This window comes from Micromonospora sp. WMMA1363, from assembly GCF_030345795.1.
Taxonomy (GTDB): Bacteria; Actinomycetota; Actinomycetes; order Mycobacteriales; family Micromonosporaceae; genus Micromonospora.
Genome location: NZ_JAUALB010000001.1, coordinates 3,022,587 through 3,040,522 on the forward strand (window position 1 = coordinate 3,022,587; position 17,936 = coordinate 3,040,522).

Consider the following 17,936-nt stretch of genomic DNA (forward strand, 5'->3'; position numbering starts at 1 on the left):
TCGCCAGGTGGTCTCCTCCGGCTGGTGCTTCCTCGCGTCGATGATCGCGGCGTACGGCATCGCCAACCTGCTTCAGTCGGTCGCAGCGGCCCGCACCACCGTGCACCACACATTCGACCCGGGCCTGCTGCTGCGCCTCGCCGGCCACCGCACCTACCTGGTCGGTCTGGGCTGCCAGGTGGCCGGGTTCGTGCTGGCCTTCCTGGCCCGTCGGGACCTCCCGCTCTTCCTCGTGCAGGCCAGCGTGGCCGCCGGGCTCGGGGTGACCGCCGTACTCGGGGTGGTCGTGCTCAAGTGGCGGCTACCGGCTGCCGAGATCGCCTTGTTGGTGCTCCTCCTCGGCGGCGTCACCGCGCTGGTGCTGTCGGCCCGGCCAGCGCCGTCCCGGCAACTCGGTACCGCCGGCCTGGTCGCCCTGGTGGCGACCCTCGGGGTGATCGCCGTGTTGGGCTTCTTCGCGGTACGCCTGCACGGAGCGCCCGGCTCGGTGGCGCTCGGCTCGCTGGCCGGGCTGGCCTTCTCCGCCGCCGCCGTGGCGGCCCGACCGCTGGCCTCGACGCACTCGGCGGAGGCGTTCCTCGGCAACCCGCTGCTCTATCTGCTCATCGCCCATTCGGTCGTGGGCCAACTGCTGCTCGGCCTGGCCATGCAGCGCGGGTCGACCACGGCAGCGGTGGCGGCGATGGACGCCGCCGGGGCGGTACCCGCCGCGATCGTCGGCCTGCTGCTGCTCAACGACAAGATCTGGCCGGGGCGGGAGTGGCTGGCCGGATTCGGGTTCCTGGTCACCCTGGCGGCGGTGATCGGGTTGACGCGGTACGCGGAGCCACAGCACCACCATGCCGTCGCCAGTGCGGGGAAGCCGGCGATGGCGCCAACCGGTCGCCCGGGCTGACCGGCACGCGGGTCAGGCCGCCTCGACCGGCCGGCGGCGGCTGACCACCCGCTCGTAGAGGCGTTCCAGCGCGCCGGCGGTCCGGTCCCAGGTGTAACTGCACCGCACCCGGTCCACGGCGGCGTGGCCGTACGCGAACCGCCCGGCATCGTCCGCGAGCAGCCGGCGCAGCGTCACCCCGAGGGCGCGGAGGTCACCCGGTGTCACCAGGCGCCCGGTCACCTCGTCCACCACCGCGTCGGCGATGCCGCCCATCGCGTAGCCCACGACCGGTACCCCGCAGGCCATCGCCTCCAGCGACACCCGTCCCGCCGACGAGTAGCGCGGGGTGCAGGCCACCACGTCCGCCGACCGGTACCAGGTGGCCATCTGGTCGTGCGGCACCGCCCCCACCAGGGTCACCTGGTCGGCCACCCCACTCCGCTCGGCCAGCTCGCGCAGCTGGCGCGCCTCCGCGTGCCCGCCGAGCTGCTCAACGGGTGGACCGCCGGCGATCACCAGCTCGGCGTCCCCGACCAGCCGCATGGCGCGGACCAGGTCCTCCTGTCCATGACCGGCGTCGAACGCGGTGACCGAGAGGATCCGCGCCCGCTCCTCGCGCGGCGCCGCCTCGCCGTCCGGGTGGAACCGCCCGGTGTCGACCCCTGGCGGCACCAACGCCACCGACGTGCGTTGCACCCCCATCCGGGTCAGCTCGTCGACCTCGTCGTTGCACTGCGCCACCGCGATGTCCACGGCCCGGATGAGCGCCCGCTCCAGCGGGATCCGCTCGTCCGGCGCGTCGTAGCGCGAACCGAGGTGGCGCAGCCGCTCCGCACCGAGCGAGTGGAAGGTCTGCACGACCGGGATGTCGGTCTCCCGGACCGCGTGCGCCGCGGCCAGCCCGCCCACCCAGTAGTGCCCGTGCACCACCTCGGGCGTCCACTTCCCGGTCCACCGGTCGGCCAGCCAGCGGCCGAACTCGGCGACGTACGGGACCAGCTCGGCGGTGGGCACCCCGACCGCCGGACCGACCGGGACACGCTCGACGTGGTAGCCGTCAACGGTGTCCGTCGCCGCCTGCGCCGAATCGTCTCGGCGCTCGTACACCCGGACGTCGTGACCTCGCCCGGCCAGCTCGGCGGCGACCCGCGCGATGTGCTGGTGGGTTCCGACGGCCGGCCCGCCGGCTCGCCGGGACGGGTCGGCGTGCGCGCAGACCAGGCCGACGCGCATGGGTCACCTCCAGGCGATCGTCTCGGCGGTGGTCCTCCAGGTCAGAGGGTCCCATTAACCCGGTGCTCCGGAGTCCAAACCTGGCAGATCGAGAAGACTGGCGGGTACCGCAACGCAATGATCGGCTGCGGGTATCCGACGCGGGCGGGCGGCATGACCCACATCGAGCGGGGTACCGCCGAAGAATGCCTCTCACCCGCAGCCTCGCCGATGCCGTCGTGGTGATCACCGGAGCCTCCAGCGGGATCGGCACCGCCACCGCGTACGCGCTCGCCCGCCGGGGCACCGCGGTCGTGCTGGCCGCCCGCAGCGATTCGGCCCTGCACCGGGTCGCACGGCGCTGCCGCGAACTGGGCGGACGGGCCGTGGCCGTCCCGACCGACGTGACCGACCCGGCGGCGGTGGAGCGGCTGGCCGACCGGGCGGTGACGGAATTCGACCGGATCGACGGCTGGGTCAACAACGCCGCGGTCGGCGCGGTCGGGCTGTTCGACGAGATCCCGGTCGAGGAGTTCCGCCGGGTCCTGGAGGTGAACCTGCTCGGCGCCGCCTACGGAATCCGCGCCGCCCTACCTCACCTCGGCGCGGCCGGCGGCGGGGTGGTGGTCAACAACGCGTCGATGCTCGCCGAGGTGGCGATGCCGTACCAGGCGGCGTACAACGCGACGAAGCACGGGATCCGGGGACTGGCCGACACGGTCCGCCAGGAGCTGCGGCTGACCGGACGGGGCGACATCTCGATCTGCACCGTGCTGCCCGCCACGATCGACACGCCGTTCTTCCGGCACGCCGCCAACCACACCGGGAAGGAACTGCTGCCGCCCCCGCCGGTCTACCCGCCGGATGTGGTGGCGCGGACGATCGTCCGGATGCTGCGGCGACCACGCCGCGAGGCGTACGCGGGCGGCGCCGCCCGCCTCGTCGGCCTGCAGTGGCGGGTCGCGCCGGCGCTCGCCGAGCGGCTGCTCGGCTGGTACGCCCAGCGCACCCAGTTCGGCCCGGGCGCCCGCCTCGACAGCAGCGGAAACATCTTCTCCCCACACGCCGGGGCCGAACGCGAGGGCGGCTGGCACGGCCGGCGTCGACAACTGGTCCGGATGGGCACCGCTTTCGGCCTCGCCGCCGGAACGGCGCTGGGTACGGCCGCGGCGATGGCCCGACGGGGATGGGCAGACCACCGATGACGCCGGCCTCGGCGAGCGCGTCGACTGGCCCGCCACGGCGCGCTGACCGTCCTCGCGGCAACACCGCCCGCCCCCGGGAAACCATCCTCGTACCGGACGGCAAGGTCGTCTGGTGCGTTCCGCACCAGACGACGAACCTTGACCGCACCGCGCGGCGGTTACGGGGCGGCTGGCAGCGGGTAGAGCATCGGCATGCGCGACGACGAGTATCCGACCCCCGTGTCCGATCCCGAGGCGGACGGACTGCCCGACACCGCCGACGACGACTCGACCGCGGACGACGACGTCCTGACCGGGCGCGAAGCGGACGGCCCGAGGCCGGCCCAACTGCCCGGGGACCGCACGCCGGTGGCGGTCGACCGGTTCGGGACCACCGCCGAAGAGCAGCTCGACGGCGAGTCGCTGGACTCCAAGCTCGACCGGGAACAGTACGAACGTGCTGCGGACGACCCGCTGGCCGGCCCGGTCGATCCGGACATCGCCGCCGAGGCGGACAGCGAGGAGCAGGCCGCCCAGGCCCAGCTCGACGCCGACGTGATCGACCCGGGGCCCACCTCCGACCCGGGCTCGCCGGTCTCCGTCTACGACCACGGCCGGCTCGGCAGCGGCGCGGACGCGGAGATCGGCCGGCTGGTGGAGCCGGACGAGGGCGCGCACACCGACCAGGAGACCGACTCGATCGCGTACGACGCGGGATCGGCCGGGGGTGGGGCGACCGCCGAGGAACTGGCCATCCACGAGACCCGCCCGCCGCACTCGGTCTGAGTCGGGGGCGCGTCCCCTGGTGTCGTCCGGGCCGAGAATCCGGGGCCTCCCGTCGGACGGAGCGGATGCGGGCCCGGCGGTTGGCGCGGGCGGGTCGAGCTCGAACGGGCGTGGCCCCACCGGCACCCCGGGACGCGTTCAGCCGTCGAGGCCCTGCTCGATCGCGTACCGGGTCAGCTCGACCCGGTTGTGCAGCTGGAGCTTGCCCAGCGTGTTCTGCACGTGGTTCTGCACCGTCCGGTGGGAGATCGCGAGGCGCTCGGCGATCTGCTTGTACGACATCCCCTTGGCCACCAGGCGCAGCACCTCCGTCTCCCGGTCGGTGAGCCGGGGAGCCCCGGCCGCGCCCCGCTCGGCGGGGAACGGGCCGGCCGCGAGGCGGCGGTACTCGCCGAGCACCAGACCAGCCAGCCCGGGCGTGAAGACCGGTTCCCCGGCCGCCGTCCGGCGTACCGCTTCCAGGAACTCCGCGGGAGCGGCGGACTTCACCAGGTAGCCGGTGGCGCCCGCCTTCACCGCGTCCAGCACGTCCTGCTGCTCCCCGCTCGCCGAGAGCATCAGCACCCGGACCGCGGGCAGCGCGGCGCGCAGCCCGCGGATCACCGCCACCCCGGAGACATCCGGCAGTTGCAGGTCGAGCACGACCACGTCAGGTCGTGCGGCCGGCGCGACCCGGACCGCCTGACGCCCCTCGCCAACCGTGGCCACCACCTCGTGACCCGCTTCGGTCAGGTCCCGGGCCACCCCGTCCCGCCACATCGGGTGGTCGTCCACCACCATCATCCGTGCCACGTCGCCTCCTTCAGCCGCCGGGGAACGGTCAGCTCCACCTCGGTCCCGACGCCGGGCGTGGAGGTGATCCGGACCGTACCCCCGAGATCGTCGATGCGGCCCCGGATCGAGCGGGCCACTCCCAGCCGCCCCTGCGCCGCCGCCTCGGCCAGCCGCCCGTCGGCGAAGCCGGGGCCATCGTCACGAACCGACACGGTGACGGCGGTCCCCTCGTCCTCCACCAGCACCCAGGCGCGCCCGCCGGCGTGCCGGGCCACGTTGTCGAGGGCGGCGGCCGTCGCGGCGGCCAGTTCCCGCGCGACCGGGCCGGGCAACGGCACCGAGCCGGCCGGTGCCGACAGGGTGATCGACGGCGACGCGTACCGCCTGAGCAGCGCCCGCAGGTCCGCCGGCCCGTCGTCACGCCGTGCGGGGGGTGCCCCGGCGATCAGGGCACGCAGCGCCGTCTCCTGCTCGCCGGCAAGCCGGGCCAGCTCGCCGGCCTCGCCGCCGAGTTGGGCGCCGCGCCGCTGTACCAGCGCGAGGACCTGGAGTACGGAGTCGTGGATGCCCCGGGCGAGCCGTTCCCGCTCCCGGGTGGCGGCCTCCAGCTCGACCGCCCGCTGGAGCCGTTCCTCGGCGGTCACCGCGAGCCGGGCCACGTGGCCGACCACCACCCCGGCGAGGAGCAACAGGATCACCCCGGTGAGCGAGGACTCGCCGATCCGTTCCCGGGTGGCGAGGTCCGCCAGGCCTATCAGCAGCGCGGCCACCGTGCCCCGACGCCGGCCGCCGGAGACCGCCCAGGCCAGCACCGGGCCGGCGAGCCAGGCCACCCCCAGGGTGGGAACCCCGCTGGCCAGCGCGGACCGGCCGACCACCCACGGGGTGGCCAGCACGACACCGAGAACGACTCCCAGGTCGGCCGAGAGCAGCGGCCAGCCACGCCGGGCCGGGCGCGCGTACCCGACCGCGGTGGTGGCGGTCCAGGCGGCCATCACCAGGACCACGCCAGCGGCCGCGAGCGGGTGGGCATACCGGTCGGCGTGGCGCAGGGCCGACACGACCACGTATCCGAGGGACGCCACCCGGAACACGGCGAGGGCCCGCCAGAGCGGGACCTCGAAACCCTCGGGAGACGTCCGCACGTCGACACCCTGCCACAGCCCGACGAACGGTCCGCGAGGCCGCCGGGTGCGGCCCCGGGAACCCTGACGTACGGTTGAGCCCATCGGACCTTCCCTCCTCATCGCCGAAGCCTTCGACGGGGCTCAGGTGACCGAGCTACGGCACTCGGTCACCTCCTGCGCGCGTGCTGGGGGCCTGTGGGGCCAGCGCCTGGACGACTTCGTGCTGGCGGTCAACGAGCTGATCACCAACGCGGTCCGGCACGGCGGTGGGCACGGCTGGCTCCGCATGTGGCAGCAGCGGAGCGCGCTGGTGTGCGAGGTGTCCGATCATGGGCACGGCATCAGCACGCAGCGGCTCGTCGACCGCAACCGCCCGGCCCCGGACACGGCCGGGGGCTGGGGCCTGTGGCTGGCTCGGGAACTGAGCGACACGATGGAGGTCGAGACGGGCAACGCCGGGACCATCGTCCGCATCACCACCGTTCTCTCTCCCCAACCCGCCCCCGACTGATACGCGAGCCTCCCGGCTCGTTCCCTTTTGGTGTTGCCGCAGGCTGCCGGGTTACCGACCCGATCCCACCTCGTCCTACCCACGCCGCTCCGGCGATCTCACCCTTCGCCGTCCTTCCCCTTCTGCCCGTCCCGGGTGACAGGGGGCAGTCGGATCGGGGGCTGGGTCAGGTGAAGAGGGCGCTGACCGACTCTCCGATGTGGATTCGGCGCACCGCCTCGGCCAGGGCCGGAGCGACGGAGAGGACCGTCAGCTTCGGCACCCGCTTGTCTGCCGGGATCGGCACCGTGTTGGTGCAGACGATCTCCAGCACCCCCTCCTGAGCGGCGAGCCGTCGCAGGGCACCACCCGAGAAGAGGCCGTGGGTGCAGGCCAGCCGGATCGAGCGAATCCTCAGCTCACGCAGGCGCTCTATCAACTCGATCACTGTACTGCCCTTGGCGATCTCGTCGTCCAGCACGATCACGTCCCGGTCCACCACGTCACCGATGACCGCGCTGATCTGCACCCGGTCGTCGCTGAACCGCTGCTTCGCGCCGGCGGCGACCGGCGTGCCCAGCCGGCGGGCGAACGCCGCCGCCTCCTTGGCGTTACCCAGATCCGGTGAGACGACGACGGTGTTGCCCAGGTCGTGTCCCCGGAAGTGGGCGGCCAACTCGCGCAACGCGTGCAGGTGGTCGACCGGCACGCCGAAGAACCCGTGGACCTGCGGCGAGTGCAGGGTCATCGCGAGCACCCGGTTCGCGCCGGCCGACGTGAGCAGGTCCGCGACCAGCCGGCCGCCGATCGAGATGCGCGGCGCGTCCTTCTTGTCCGACCGGGCGTACGCGTAGTGCGGCAGCACCACCGTGATCCGACCGGACGACGCACCCCGCGCCGCGTCGATCATGAGCAGCAGCTCGACCAGGTGCTCCTGCACCGGCGGCACCAGAGGCTGGATCAGGAAGACGTCCCGCTCCCGGCAATTGGCCTGCAACTGCACTTCCAGGCAGTCGTTGGCAAACCGGGACACCCGCACCGGATGCAGCGGGACACCGAGGTGGGCGCAGATCTCGGCGGCGAGTTCGGGATGGGCGGTTCCGCTGAAAACGGCGATGTCGCGCACGTCTGCACATCGTACGGGCGGCGGAGCGGCGCGGACCGCCGGCACCATCCGGAGCCCCCGGGCGGTGAGCCGCGCCCGGGAGTGCCGGAAGCGCGACCCGCGGACCTGGCGGGCGGTACCCGGGCCGCCGGCGCGCGGAGCACCGCGCTGCTGGTCGGACTTCGCCTGACCTGTCCCGCGACGCTGGGAGGTGTTCGCGCTGCACAGGCGGCCGGTCCTCACCAACCACGCACAGCGGGTACCGGTCAGTCCCAGCGGTTGCCGGTGAGCTTCTCGTAGACGTCGACGTAACGGGCGCGGGTCGCCTCGACCACCTCGGCCGGCACCTCCGGCGCGGGGCCCTGCTTGTCCCAGCCGCTCTCGGCCGCCCAGTCCCGGACGTACTGCTTGTCGTACGAGAACTGGGCCCGCCCCGGCTGGTAGGACTCGGCCGGCCAGAACCGTGACGAATCCGAGGTGAGGAGCTCGTCGCCGACCGTCAGCGTGCCGTCCGCCGCCCAGCCCAGCTCGATTTTGGTGTCGGCGATCAGAATCCCCCGGTCGGCGGCCAGCTCGGCTCCTCGCCGGTAGAGGTCCAGGGTGACCGTGCGCAGCCGCTCAGCGGTCTCCGCGCCGACCTTGTCCACCACCTCGGTGAAGGTGATCGGCTGGTCGTGCTCCCCCATCGGCGCCTTGGTGGAGGGGGTGAAGATCGGCTCAGGCAGGATGGCCGCCTCGACCAGCCCGCGCGGCAGTTCCACACCGGAGACGGCGCCGGTGCGCTGGTACTCGGCGAGGCCGCCGCCGGACAGGAAGCCTCGAGCGACGCACTCCACCGGGACCATCTCCAACCGCCGGCACCGGATCGCCCGGCCGGCGAACCCGGCCGGCACGTCGGTGGCCGAGATCACGTGGTTCGGCGCCAGGTCGGCGAGCTGCTCGAACCACCACAACGAGAGCGCGGTGAGCAGCTTGCCCTTGTCCGGGATCGGCGTCGGCAGCACCACGTCGTAGATGGAAAGGCGATCCGACGCGACCAGGATCAGGTCGTCGCCATCGGCGTAGACGTCCCGGACCTTGCCCGAGTGCAGAAGTTCCACGCCGCTAGTACACCACGCGGCCCGCGTAACACCGGCGCCGGTTGCCCGGGGGCGACGACCGGCACACCCACCGGCGCGGCGCAATCATTATCGCCGGCGGTGCGGCCTGCGTCCAGGGTTCACCCCCGGCCGAGCACCGCACCACCGCGCACCGTTCCCCGCTCCGGTGCCGGACCCGCCGCCGGGCTACCGGGCGCGCCGGTAGCCCTCACCGGTTGGCCGGTCAACGCGGACCACCACGCCGGTTACGCATCACGCGTAGCAGGAGTAGGACGATCACGGCCACCACGATCAGGCAGCAGAGCAGCCCGAAGAGTCCGAAACCGCCACCGCGGGAGCGTCGCCGGACAGCTTCGACCGCCACCTCACCCGGACCGGTCGAGGCCCACGCCGCCATCGGAACGAACACCGACAACACGACCGCGCCGAGGACCGTGCCCAACCGGCCCCACCACTTGCCGAAAACAGACATGGCCCCATCCTCGCCGAATCGCGCAACTCCGGACGCGGGGTCGGGGCACGCAGCGGATCGACCGGGGAAACACGCGCCCGATCCACATGATCCGTTCCGTATCGGCCAGTATCGGTGCCCCGTACCCGACTACGCGATGCCCCGGGCGTCGCGCACCCGCCAGGGGCGGGCACGGTCACCGACACGACGAAGGCCCCGGAGGATCCCGGGGCCTTCGCCAACGAGTAGCGGGGACAGGATTTGAACCTGCGACCTCTGGGTTATGAGCCCAGCGAGCTACCGAGCTGCTCCACCCCGCGTCGGTTTCATCAGTCTAGCCCATCCCGCGCCGCCATGATCGCCCCCCCCTCCGGCGGCCCGGACGCTCGGCTCCGGCCGGCAGAATCCGCCGCCCCGACCCGGTCGCGGGCAGCACCGCGCGACGAGCGGGGCACGGGCGTCCCGACAAAGCGATCCGGCCACGGGCCACACCCGAACGCGACAGGCGCTCCGGAACCGCGAACGCCGGACACGACAAAAGCCGGGGAACGACGAAGGCCCCGGAAGATCCGGGGCCTTCGCCAACGAGTAGCGGGGACAGGATTTGAACCTGCGACCTCTGGGTTATGAGCCCAGCGAGCTACCGAGCTGCTCCACCCCGCGTCGGTTTCCCAACCGTATCGCACCACCCCGGCACCCTGCAAAACGACCGGACCACCGCGGCGTGGGAGGGTCCCGACCGTCCGGGGTCGGGACCCTCCCACGCCTCAACGGAGGACACGGCTCGTCAGCCGAGCCAGGACATGATCGCGCGCACCGCGCGGTGGCTGTCGGCGTCGACCTGCGCACGCTCCGCCGAGGTGCCCTCCCAGCCCTGCTCCCACAGGAGCGTCACCACGTCGCCGACCCGGATCGCGCGGATCAACCGCACCTGCTCCCCGTCGACCGGATTTCCCGCCAGGTCACGGGCGTCGGACCGGATCTCGAACAGCACCGACTCGTCACCGAAGTCGCCGCCGTCGAGTAGCTTCGGGTGGTACGTCGCCGGGTTGCTCCCGCCCGCGCCCCGCTGCGTCGGGCAGGCGCGGACCGCGTCACGCAACTCACCCATCGCGTCGTCGGCACGGCCCGGCTCGTAGATCGTGATGGAGTTCACGTAGCTGCCGTCCGGGATGTAGCCCGCGTTCGCGGGACTGCTGGCCTTCTTGTAGGCGAGGTGCCGGCTCCGGCGCTGCACGACCGCGTCGTCGCTGGCAAGACGGGCCCCGCACAGTGGCGGCAGCACCTCGGCGTCGACGAAGGTCGAGATCCCCTTGTCGTTCTCCGGAGCGAGCTGGAAGAACGCCTCATCCGGGATCGAGGTCGGCCGGTACGGAGTGCCCGTCGCGGTCGACGGGCTACCGCTGGGGATCGCCGACGGCGTCGGGCTCGGCACGGACGGCGAGGTCGGGGGCCCGCCAGGCGGGGCGACCGGGGCAGGATCGGCGGAGAGCACGAGCTGCGAACCGGCCGCCGCCCCGGTGACCAGGACTGCCACCGCGAGCGCCGTGCCAGCCATCCGGATCCGGGCGCGCCGATCCGCGGTACGGCGGAGCTTCTCCGGCGCGGGCAGCGTACGCGTGCCCGCCTCGTCGGCGAGCGAACGGTAGAGGTCGGACAGGTCAGGCGACATCGTTCGCCTCCAGTCGCTCGTCGGTGAGGTTTGGCAGGAGGGCCGCCAGCCGGGCACGCCCCCGGGACAGCCAGGACTTCACGGTCCCGGTCGCCACGTTCGTCTCGCGGGCGATGTCTTCGACGGACATGTCGTAGAGGTAGTGCAGGGCGAGCGCCTGCCGTTGGTTGGCCGGGAGCTGCCGGAGCGCGCCGACCAGGAGCACGCTGTCCTCGTTGGGGGGCGGCACCGGGCCCGGCACGCCGGAGCGGCGCATCGCCGTCCGCCAACCGGTCAGCCGGCGCCAACGGTCGGTGGCCAGCCGGGCCACCACCAGCCGCAGCCAGGCCTCCGGCGCGGGGTGCCCGGTGAGTTTCCCCCACTGCCGCCAGGCCCGGGCGTACGCCTCCTGCACGAGATCCTGTGCCTCGGCGTGGTCGCCCGCGACGGCGTAGCCGTAGCGCAGCATCCGGTGCGCGGTGCTCCGGTAGAACTCGTCGAAACTCGCCGCGTCCCTCATGTCACCATCACATGTCCCCAAGGTCCGTCGCTGTCGTTGTCCTAAGAACGGTGCCGCTGCCCGGCGGGTTGCACAGATGTCGGGAACACGGCGGCGCCCCCGGATCCTCGCTGGGAGATCCGGGGGCGCCGCCGATCGCGGTGCCGGCTCAGCCGCCGGTCGTCGGTGTGCCCGTGGGCGTCGGAGTGGGCGTGCCACCGGGCGCCGGGGCGGCCGCGCCCTGTGCCTGTTGGAAAGCCGTGATCGCCTCGTCCAGCGCCTTCAACGCCCGGCCGTACCGCTCGAAGTCACCGGAGGCCTGCGCGACCTTAACCTCCGTCATCGCGGCCTCGAGCCGGTTCGCCGCCTCGGTCAGCTCGCCGGTGAACGGGGGCGGGGTCGCACCCGGGCTCGGCGACGGCGACGGCGGCGTCTCACCGGACGGCGGCGGGGTGGTCGGCGCGCCGGCCTGCTTGCCCTGCTCGACGAGTTGCTTGATGCCGTCGGTGAGGTTGTCGGCCAGCACGACGTACGAGCCGCCGTCGCCGTACGACAGGAGAACCTTCTGCAGCAGCGGGTACGCGTCCTGCTGGTTGCTCTTCACATACACCGGCTCGACGTAGAGCATTCCGTCGCCGAACGGCAGGGAGAGCAGGTTGCCGTACTGGACCTGCGCCTGGTTGGAGGAGAGCAGGTTGAGCTGCTGCCGGATCTGGGCGTTGTTGGTCATCTGCTGGTGCACCTGCACCGGGCCGGAGATCCGCGTCTGGTCCGGCAGCTCCAGCACCTCCAGCCGCGGCTGACCGTCAACGTAGGAGCCGGAGATCAACGCGGCCAGGTTCTGCCGTCCGTTAGGGGTGACCGCGGCGGTGAGCTGGAACCGCGGCGACTCCTGCCCCGGGAACTGGGTGAAGAGGTAGTACGGCGGCTGCTTCTGCCCGCTGTCGGGCGCGTCCGGCACGTTGGGGACCTGCCAGAAGTCCTGCCCGGAGTAGAAGTCGCCAGGGCTGGTCACGTGGAACCGGGTGAGCAGGTTGCGCTGCACCTTGAACAGGTCGGCCGGGTACCGGAAGTGCGCGACCAGATCCTCCGGGATCTCCGACCTCGGTTTGACCAGGTCACCGCCGAACGCCCGGTTCCAGGCCCGCAGCACCGGGTCGCCGTCGTCGAACTCGTACAGCGTGACGGTGCCGTCGTACGCGTCGACGGTCGCCTTCACCGAGTTGCGGATGTAGTTGACGTTCTCGCGGGCGAGCTGGAACGTGCCGCGGCCGGTCAGCTCGTCGGTCGTCTCCTGCTGGAGGTTGACCCGCTCGGCGTACGGGTAGGTGGCGGCGGTGGTGTAGCCGTCGACGATCCACTGCACCCGGCCGCCGACCACCGCCGGGTACGGGTCGCCGTCCACGGTGAGGAACGGGGCGACCTTTTCCACCCGGTCGCGGGGGTTACGGACGTAGAGCAGCTTGGAGTTCTCATTGACCGCCTCGGAGAGCAGGAAGTTCGTCTCCTGCTCCTTGACGGCGTAGAGCAGCCGTCGGGTGAAGGAACCGATCTCGACGCCGCCGGAGCCGGTGTAGGTGTAGTAGGACTCGGGACCGTTGTCGCCACCCTCGCCCACCGGCCGGTCGAACTCGGCGGGGTTGGCTTCCGGGTCGGCCTTGCCGACGATGGCGTAGTCGCCGGTCTCCATCCGCTCGCCGTAGTAGATTCGCGGCTGGCTGGCCGGGACCTGCTCGCTCTGCGCGGAGCAGGCCTCCTGCGACCGCTCGCCGAGGAAGCCCGAGACGAAGAATGGCTGGCCGCCGCAGACGACCTGGTTGGCCGGGGCGGCGACCAGGCCGTAGCCGTGGGTGTAGACGGTGTGCCGGTTGATCCAGTTGCTCTGCTGCGCGGTCAGCTCACCGTAGTTGATCTCACGGACGCCGACCACGTAGTCCTGCGTCTTGCCGTCCACGGTGTAGCGGTCGATGTCGAGCTTAGGGCCGAAGTCGTAGAAGCCGCGTACCTGCTGGAGCTGGGTGTAGGTCTCGCTGACCAGCTGCGGGTCCAGCAGGCGGGCGTTCGGCACCACCGCGGTGTCGGTGGCCAGGGTGGCCGGCGGGGTGAGATTGCTCGCCGCGTACGGCCTGTTCTCGACGCCGGCGAGGGTGAACGCGGCGCGGGTGGCGTCGATGCTGCGTTGGATGTACGGCGCCTCCTTGTCCCGGGCGCTCGGCTTCACCTCGAAGGTCTGCACCGCCCACGGGTAGATGCCGCCGATCGCGACGGCGGAGACGCCGAGCAGGGCCAGCGAGATGCCCGGCCAGACCAGGTTCCGCATCCAGGCGTTGGAGAAGACGATGATCGCGATCGCCACCACGACCGAGATGTAGGCGAGGATCTCCTTCGCCGGCAGCAGCGCGTTGACGTCGGCGTAGCCGGCGCCGTAGACGTTGGCCCCGTCGTTGTACTCCAGCAACATCGCCCGCCGGTCCAGCACGTACGCGACGGCCTTGAGCAGCACGAAGATCGCGACCAGGCTGCTCAGATGGACCCGTGCGGCATTGCTCATCCGGTCCCCGACGCCCTGCAGGCGGACGCCGCCGAAGATGTAGTGGACGGCGAGCGCCCCGATCAGCGCAAGCACCACCGCGGTGAAGCCAACCCCGAGCAGATAACGCCAGAACGGCAGGTCGAACACGTAGAAGCCGACGTCCACCCCGAACTCCGGGTCCGTCACGCCGAAGTCCCCGCCGTTGCGGAAGAGCAGCCACTGGTCCCACCGACTCTGCGCCGACAGCCCGGCGAAGAGGCCGATCACGGCGGCGACCAGCGCGATCCAGGCGCCGAGCCGTGGGCTCAGCAGCATCCGGTACCGCTCCAGGGTGGCCTGCTCCGGGGACTGCGGACGCAGCCGGGGCCGCAGCCGGTGCGCCAGCCAGAGGTTCCCGCCCACCACGACCGCCATGCCGAGCCCGACCGCGAGGAAGAGCAGCAGCCGGGTGGCGAGCACCCCGGTGAAGACCTGGGTGTACGCGACCTCGTCGAACCACAGCCAGTCTGTCCACGCCTGCACACCCCAGCCGAGCAGGGTGAAGAGCACAAACACCCCGACCAGGACACCGATCGTGACGCGTCCGCGTCGGCTCATCCTCGGCAGGGGGGCATTGCTACGCATGACCACTGTTGGCTCCGCACGCTCGATGTGATCGGCTCCGACCAGGCCACCAGAGTACGGGGTCTTCCTGAACGTTCCGGGCCACGGTCAGGTCGCACCGCACGCGGCGACGCCGGCCCGCCCTCGTGAGCTCGTGGCGCCGGGGCTGCGGCGGGGCTGGTGACGGTCGGGAGCGTCACCTAACAGCGGGCAGGGTGATCACCTGCGCGCAGGGCTTGCAGTGCGTGCAGTGCGTCGTCGAGGGTGGCCACCCTCAGCAGCGGGAGATCCGGCTGCGGGTTGCGGACGGCCTCGGCGCAGTTGTCGGCCGGGACCAGGAACGCGGTGGCCCCCGCGTCCCTCGCCCCGACCAGCTTCTGGGCTATCCCGCCGATCGGGCCGACCCGTCCGTCGTCGTCGATCGTGCCGGTGCCGGCGATGATCCGCCCGCCGGTCAGGTCCTCCGGGGTCAGCTTGTCCACGATCCCGAGGGCGAACATCAGGCCGGCGCTCGGCCCGCCGATGTCCGTCAGGTCGATCTTCAGCGTGAAGGGATGCGGCTGCTCCTGATCGATCTCGATCCCGATCCGGGGCCGGCCGTCCTGCTCCTGGCTGGTGATCCGGGCGATCGCCGCGGCCCCGTCCCTGGTGTAACCGACCTCCAGGGTAGTCCCGGCCGGCTTGGCCCGGATCAGCTCGGTGAGCCGGCCGGCGGCCGTCGCCGGCTGCCCGTCTACCGAGGTCACCACGTCGCCGGGCTTGAGGATACCGGCTGACGGGCCGTCCGCGGCGACGGTCTTGACCACGATCCGCACCGGGAACCCCAGCTCGCGCAGCGCCGCGGTCTCCGCGCTGCTCTGCGACACCTTGAAGTCCTCCGCGTTACGCTCCTCGACCTCCTCCTGGGTCTCCCCCGGCGGATACACCAGCTCGCGCGGCACCACCGCCTCGTCGTCGGAGAACCAGCCCTGGATGGCCGAGCGCAGCTTGACCGAGGGCTGCACCCCCACCGTGGTCAGCCGCAGCTGTCCCGCCGACGTGGAGGTCTCCCGGCCGGTGACCTGGATGACCTCCTTTCCGTTGTCGGAGCCGAGCGTGTTGACGGTCGGGCCGGGACCGAGCACCACGTACGGGATGGGTGCCGCGAGCACGCCGATGCTGAGCAGTGTGGTGAGCAGGGCACCGAGCAGGACGGTCAGGCCGCGACGTCTCATGCCGCAGAGCGTACCGACCGGACCGGGTCGCGCCGGCGGACGAGCCGGGACTTCGCCGTCAGCGCAACGGCAGCAGACGCTACCTGGGGCGCGGCGCGCGTACCGTAGACCTCGTGCCTGATATTCCGTTCGGTTTTGCGCTCCCGGGTGGGCAACCACCAGACCCCAACGACCCCGCGCAGATGCAGCAGTTCATGTCGCAGTTGCAGCATCTGCTCGCCACGCCCGGCAGCGGACCGGTGAACTGGGACCTGGCCCGCCAGGTGGCCGCGAGCCAGCTCGCCGCGGCGGGCGACCCGGCGGTCTCACCGTACGAGCGCAACGCGGTGGAGGAGGCGCTGCGCCTGGCCGACCTGTGGCTGGAGCCGGCCTCCGCGCTGCCGTCGGGCATCCACACCTCGGTCGCGTGGAACCGGAACGAATGGATCTACAAGACGCTCGACGTCTGGCGGAAGCTGTGCGACCCGGTGGCCAGCCGGATGGTGGGCGCCATGGGTGACCTGGTGCCGCCGGAGGCACGCGCCCAGCTCGGCCCGATGCAGTCGATGGTGGCCACGCTCGGTGGGGCGCTCTTCGGCGGTCAGCTGGGCCAGGCCCTCGGCTCGCTCGCCGCCGAGGTGCTCTCCGCCGGCGACATCGGGCTGCCGCTCGGCCCGGCTGCCACGGCCGCGCTCATCCCGACCAACATCCGCCAGTACGGTGCCGGCCTGGAGCTACCCGAGGACGAGGTCCGCCTCTACGTGGCCCTACGCGAGGCCGCCCACCAGCGGCTCTTCGAGCACGTGCCGTGGCTGCGTGGACACGTGCTCAGCGCGGTGGAGATGTACGCCGCTGGGATCCGGGTCAACCGCGAGGCGATCGAGGAGGCGATGGGTCGGGTCGACCCGACCGACCCGGAGTCGATGCAGGCGATCGCGTTGGAGGGCATCTTCACGCCGGAGGACAGCCCGGCGCAGAAGGCGTCGCTGGCCCGGTTGGAGACCGCGCTCGCCCTGGTCGAGGGCTGGGTCTGCCATGTGGTGGACAGCGCGGCGGGGGGCCGGCTGCCCAACGTCGTCCGGCTCGGCGAGGCGTTCCGGCGGCGGCGGGCCGCGGGCGGGCCGGCCGAGCAGACCTTCGCCGCGCTGGTGGGTCTCGAGCTGCGCCCGCGCCGGCTGCGGGAGGCGGCCGCGCTGTGGGCGGCCCTCACCGAGCATCGCGGGATCGCCGGCCGGGACGCCCTGTGGGGCCACCCGGATCTGCTGCCGTCCGATGACGACTTCGCCGACCCGGTGGCCTTCGCTCGGTCCCAGCTCGACCTCGGCGAGCTGGAGAGCTTCGACTTCGGCGCCCCGGGCGGCCCGAAGGAGAAGGCGCCGGGCGAGCCGGGGAGCGGCCCCGGGGCCGATGGCGGCGACAAGCCGTCCTGACCGTTCGATCCCTTCTGACCGTTTCGTGCGATTCCGGCTCGGCGTCGACTCACCCGGACCGGTATCGGCTCACCGTGCCCGCCGGTCCGGGCCGGCACATCCGCCCGGCCGGTCCACAAGATTTGCCGGCCCGAGGTCTTCGGACCTGGCCCGGCGGCCACGGGTTCGGCCGGGCTCGCCGGAAGCCGGTGGATTCCGGCGAGCCGGGCGGTCAGCCGGGGCGTCCGACGCCGGCGAGCAGGGCCCGGGTGGTGTCCCAACCGTCCAGTGCCGGATTCAGCCGGGCCAGGTCGGCGGGGCCACGCAGGCGGTGCCAGGCCGACGTCACCGCGAGGTCGCCAGGGCGGGGAGCCGCCGCGCGCACGGCCGCCGGCCGCGCGGTGTCGAGATCCACCGCCGGCAGCCACTCAGGTACGGGTAGCCGCATCGCCAAACCGAGCAGGCCCACGCTCCCCTCGGCCGGCGCGACCGCGACCGGTCTGCTGGTGAGCGGCCGGAGCAGCTTACCGATGATCAGACCGGGCAGGTCCGGAGCATCCCCAGCGATCACCACCGCCTGGTCGTACCCACCGCCGCCCCGACCATCCCCCACGACCGCGGCGAGGACGGCGTCGACCGTGGGCTCCGGCACCTCGTACACGGTGGTGCCGGGCCAGAGCACCGCGTCCGCCAGCCAGCGATCGGCCGATGTCACGGCCACCGCCGGGTCGACCCCGTTGAGCGTGGTCAGCAGATCGACCACGTCGTCGGCCAGCGCGGTGCGCCACGCGACGGGATCGATGCCCGGTGGCGCCCAGGCGACCGGCCCGAGCAACGCCACCACCACACGTCGTGCCACGCCCCGACCCTACGCGCATCCGAGTCGGGTCGACGACGGTGATCGGCCTCCGGCCGCCGGCACAGACCGCTGCCCGGCCGGGC

15 protein-coding genes, 2 tRNA genes and 1 pseudogene are annotated in these 17,936 nt (G+C 72.4%); 5 read left to right on the forward strand and 13 right to left on the reverse strand.

The genetic code is table 11. From position 1 onward, the window contains the following. Window positions 1-40 precede the first annotated feature (40 nt). Window positions 41-953 (forward strand): annotated as a pseudogene (locus tag QTQ03_RS13875) (hypothetical protein). On the opposite strand, the gene QTQ03_RS13880 reads toward QTQ03_RS13875, so the two are convergent. After that, window positions 908-2,110 carry a glycosyltransferase gene (locus QTQ03_RS13880; protein ID WP_289278391.1) on the reverse strand — a complete coding sequence of 401 codons (1,203 nt, stop codon included), beginning with the start codon at window positions 2,108-2,110 and terminating at the stop codon, window positions 908-910. The pseudogene QTQ03_RS13875 and the gene QTQ03_RS13880 sit on opposite strands and share 46 nt — an antisense overlap. A 185-nt stretch (window positions 2,111-2,295) precedes the next feature. Here QTQ03_RS13880 and QTQ03_RS13885 point away from each other — a divergent pair, with 185 nt between their 5' ends. Both QTQ03_RS13885 and QTQ03_RS13890 read left to right on the forward strand, forming a co-directional pair. After that, a complete protein-coding gene (locus QTQ03_RS13885) occupies window positions 2,296-3,294 on the forward strand; it encodes an SDR family oxidoreductase (protein WP_289278392.1) in 999 nt (332 codons plus the stop codon). Between the two features lie 192 nt (window positions 3,295-3,486). Further along, a complete protein-coding gene (locus tag QTQ03_RS13890; RefSeq protein WP_289278393.1) occupies window positions 3,487-4,059 on the forward strand; it encodes a DUF5709 domain-containing protein in 573 nt (190 codons plus the stop codon). 138 nt (window positions 4,060-4,197) lie between these two features. On the opposite strand, the gene QTQ03_RS13895 is transcribed toward QTQ03_RS13890, so the two are convergent. Beyond that, a complete protein-coding gene (locus tag QTQ03_RS13895) occupies window positions 4,198-4,839 on the reverse strand; it encodes a response regulator (protein ID WP_289280822.1) in 642 nt (213 codons plus the stop codon). Continuing rightward, complete coding sequence (gene macS / locus QTQ03_RS13900; protein WP_289278394.1) at window positions 4,839-5,978, reverse strand: MacS family sensor histidine kinase; 1,140 nt, start codon at window positions 5,976-5,978, stop codon at window positions 4,839-4,841. The genes QTQ03_RS13895 and macS overlap by 1 nt, the downstream gene beginning before the upstream one ends. Before the next feature lie 82 nt (window positions 5,979-6,060). Here macS and QTQ03_RS13905 point away from each other — a divergent pair, with 82 nt between their 5' ends. After that, entirely contained in the window at window positions 6,061-6,471 is a 411-nt protein-coding gene (locus QTQ03_RS13905; RefSeq protein ID WP_289280823.1) for an ATP-binding protein, read from the forward strand. A gap of 166 nt (window positions 6,472-6,637) precedes the next feature. On the opposite strand, the gene QTQ03_RS13910 is transcribed toward QTQ03_RS13905, so the two are convergent. From QTQ03_RS13910 to QTQ03_RS13950, 9 genes are all read right to left on the reverse strand, one after another. After that, window positions 6,638-7,576: a ribose-phosphate diphosphokinase gene (locus QTQ03_RS13910; RefSeq protein WP_289278395.1), complete on the reverse strand. Its 939-nt coding sequence runs from the start codon at window positions 7,574-7,576 to the stop codon at window positions 6,638-6,640. A gap of 245 nt (window positions 7,577-7,821) precedes the next feature. After that, window positions 7,822-8,655, reverse strand: a complete 834-nt coding sequence (locus tag QTQ03_RS13915; RefSeq protein ID WP_289278396.1) for a phosphoribosylaminoimidazolesuccinocarboxamide synthase — start codon at window positions 8,653-8,655, stop codon at window positions 7,822-7,824. Window positions 8,656-8,878: 223 nt separating this feature from the next. Continuing rightward, complete coding sequence (locus QTQ03_RS13920) at window positions 8,879-9,127, reverse strand: hypothetical protein (RefSeq protein ID WP_289278397.1); 249 nt, start codon at window positions 9,125-9,127, stop codon at window positions 8,879-8,881. Window positions 9,128-9,352: 225 nt separating this feature from the next. Further along, window positions 9,353-9,426: transfer RNA gene (locus QTQ03_RS13925), tRNA-Met, on the reverse strand. A 269-nt stretch (window positions 9,427-9,695) separates the two neighbouring features. Then, window positions 9,696-9,769: transfer RNA gene (locus QTQ03_RS13930), tRNA-Met, on the reverse strand. Window positions 9,770-9,893: 124 nt separating this feature from the next. Next, window positions 9,894-10,778: a hypothetical protein gene (locus QTQ03_RS13935; protein WP_289278398.1), complete on the reverse strand. Its 885-nt coding sequence runs from the start codon at window positions 10,776-10,778 to the stop codon at window positions 9,894-9,896. After that, window positions 10,768-11,277, reverse strand: coding sequence for a SigE family RNA polymerase sigma factor (locus tag QTQ03_RS13940; RefSeq protein ID WP_289278399.1), 510 nt, complete (start codon window positions 11,275-11,277; stop codon window positions 10,768-10,770). The genes QTQ03_RS13935 and QTQ03_RS13940 overlap by 11 nt, the downstream gene beginning before the upstream one ends. Before the next feature lie 148 nt (window positions 11,278-11,425). After that, window positions 11,426-14,413: a UPF0182 family membrane protein gene (locus QTQ03_RS13945; RefSeq protein WP_289280824.1), complete on the reverse strand. Its 2,988-nt coding sequence runs from the start codon at window positions 14,411-14,413 to the stop codon at window positions 11,426-11,428. A 179-nt stretch (window positions 14,414-14,592) separates the two neighbouring features. Beyond that, entirely contained in the window at window positions 14,593-15,606 is a 1,014-nt protein-coding gene (locus tag QTQ03_RS13950) for a YlbL family protein (protein ID WP_289278400.1), read from the reverse strand. A 182-nt stretch (window positions 15,607-15,788) separates the two neighbouring features. On the opposite strand from QTQ03_RS13950, the gene QTQ03_RS13955 reads away from it, so the two are divergent. Then, the gene (locus QTQ03_RS13955) at window positions 15,789-17,015 is read left to right on the forward strand and encodes a zinc-dependent metalloprotease (RefSeq protein ID WP_289280825.1); all 1,227 of its coding nucleotides are present in this window, start codon (window positions 15,789-15,791) and stop codon (window positions 17,013-17,015) included. A 211-nt stretch (window positions 17,016-17,226) separates the two neighbouring features. On the opposite strand, the gene QTQ03_RS13960 is transcribed toward QTQ03_RS13955, so the two are convergent. Then, entirely contained in the window at window positions 17,227-17,853 is a 627-nt protein-coding gene (locus QTQ03_RS13960; protein ID WP_289278401.1) for a hypothetical protein, read from the reverse strand. Between the last annotated feature and the right edge of the window lie 83 nt (window positions 17,854-17,936).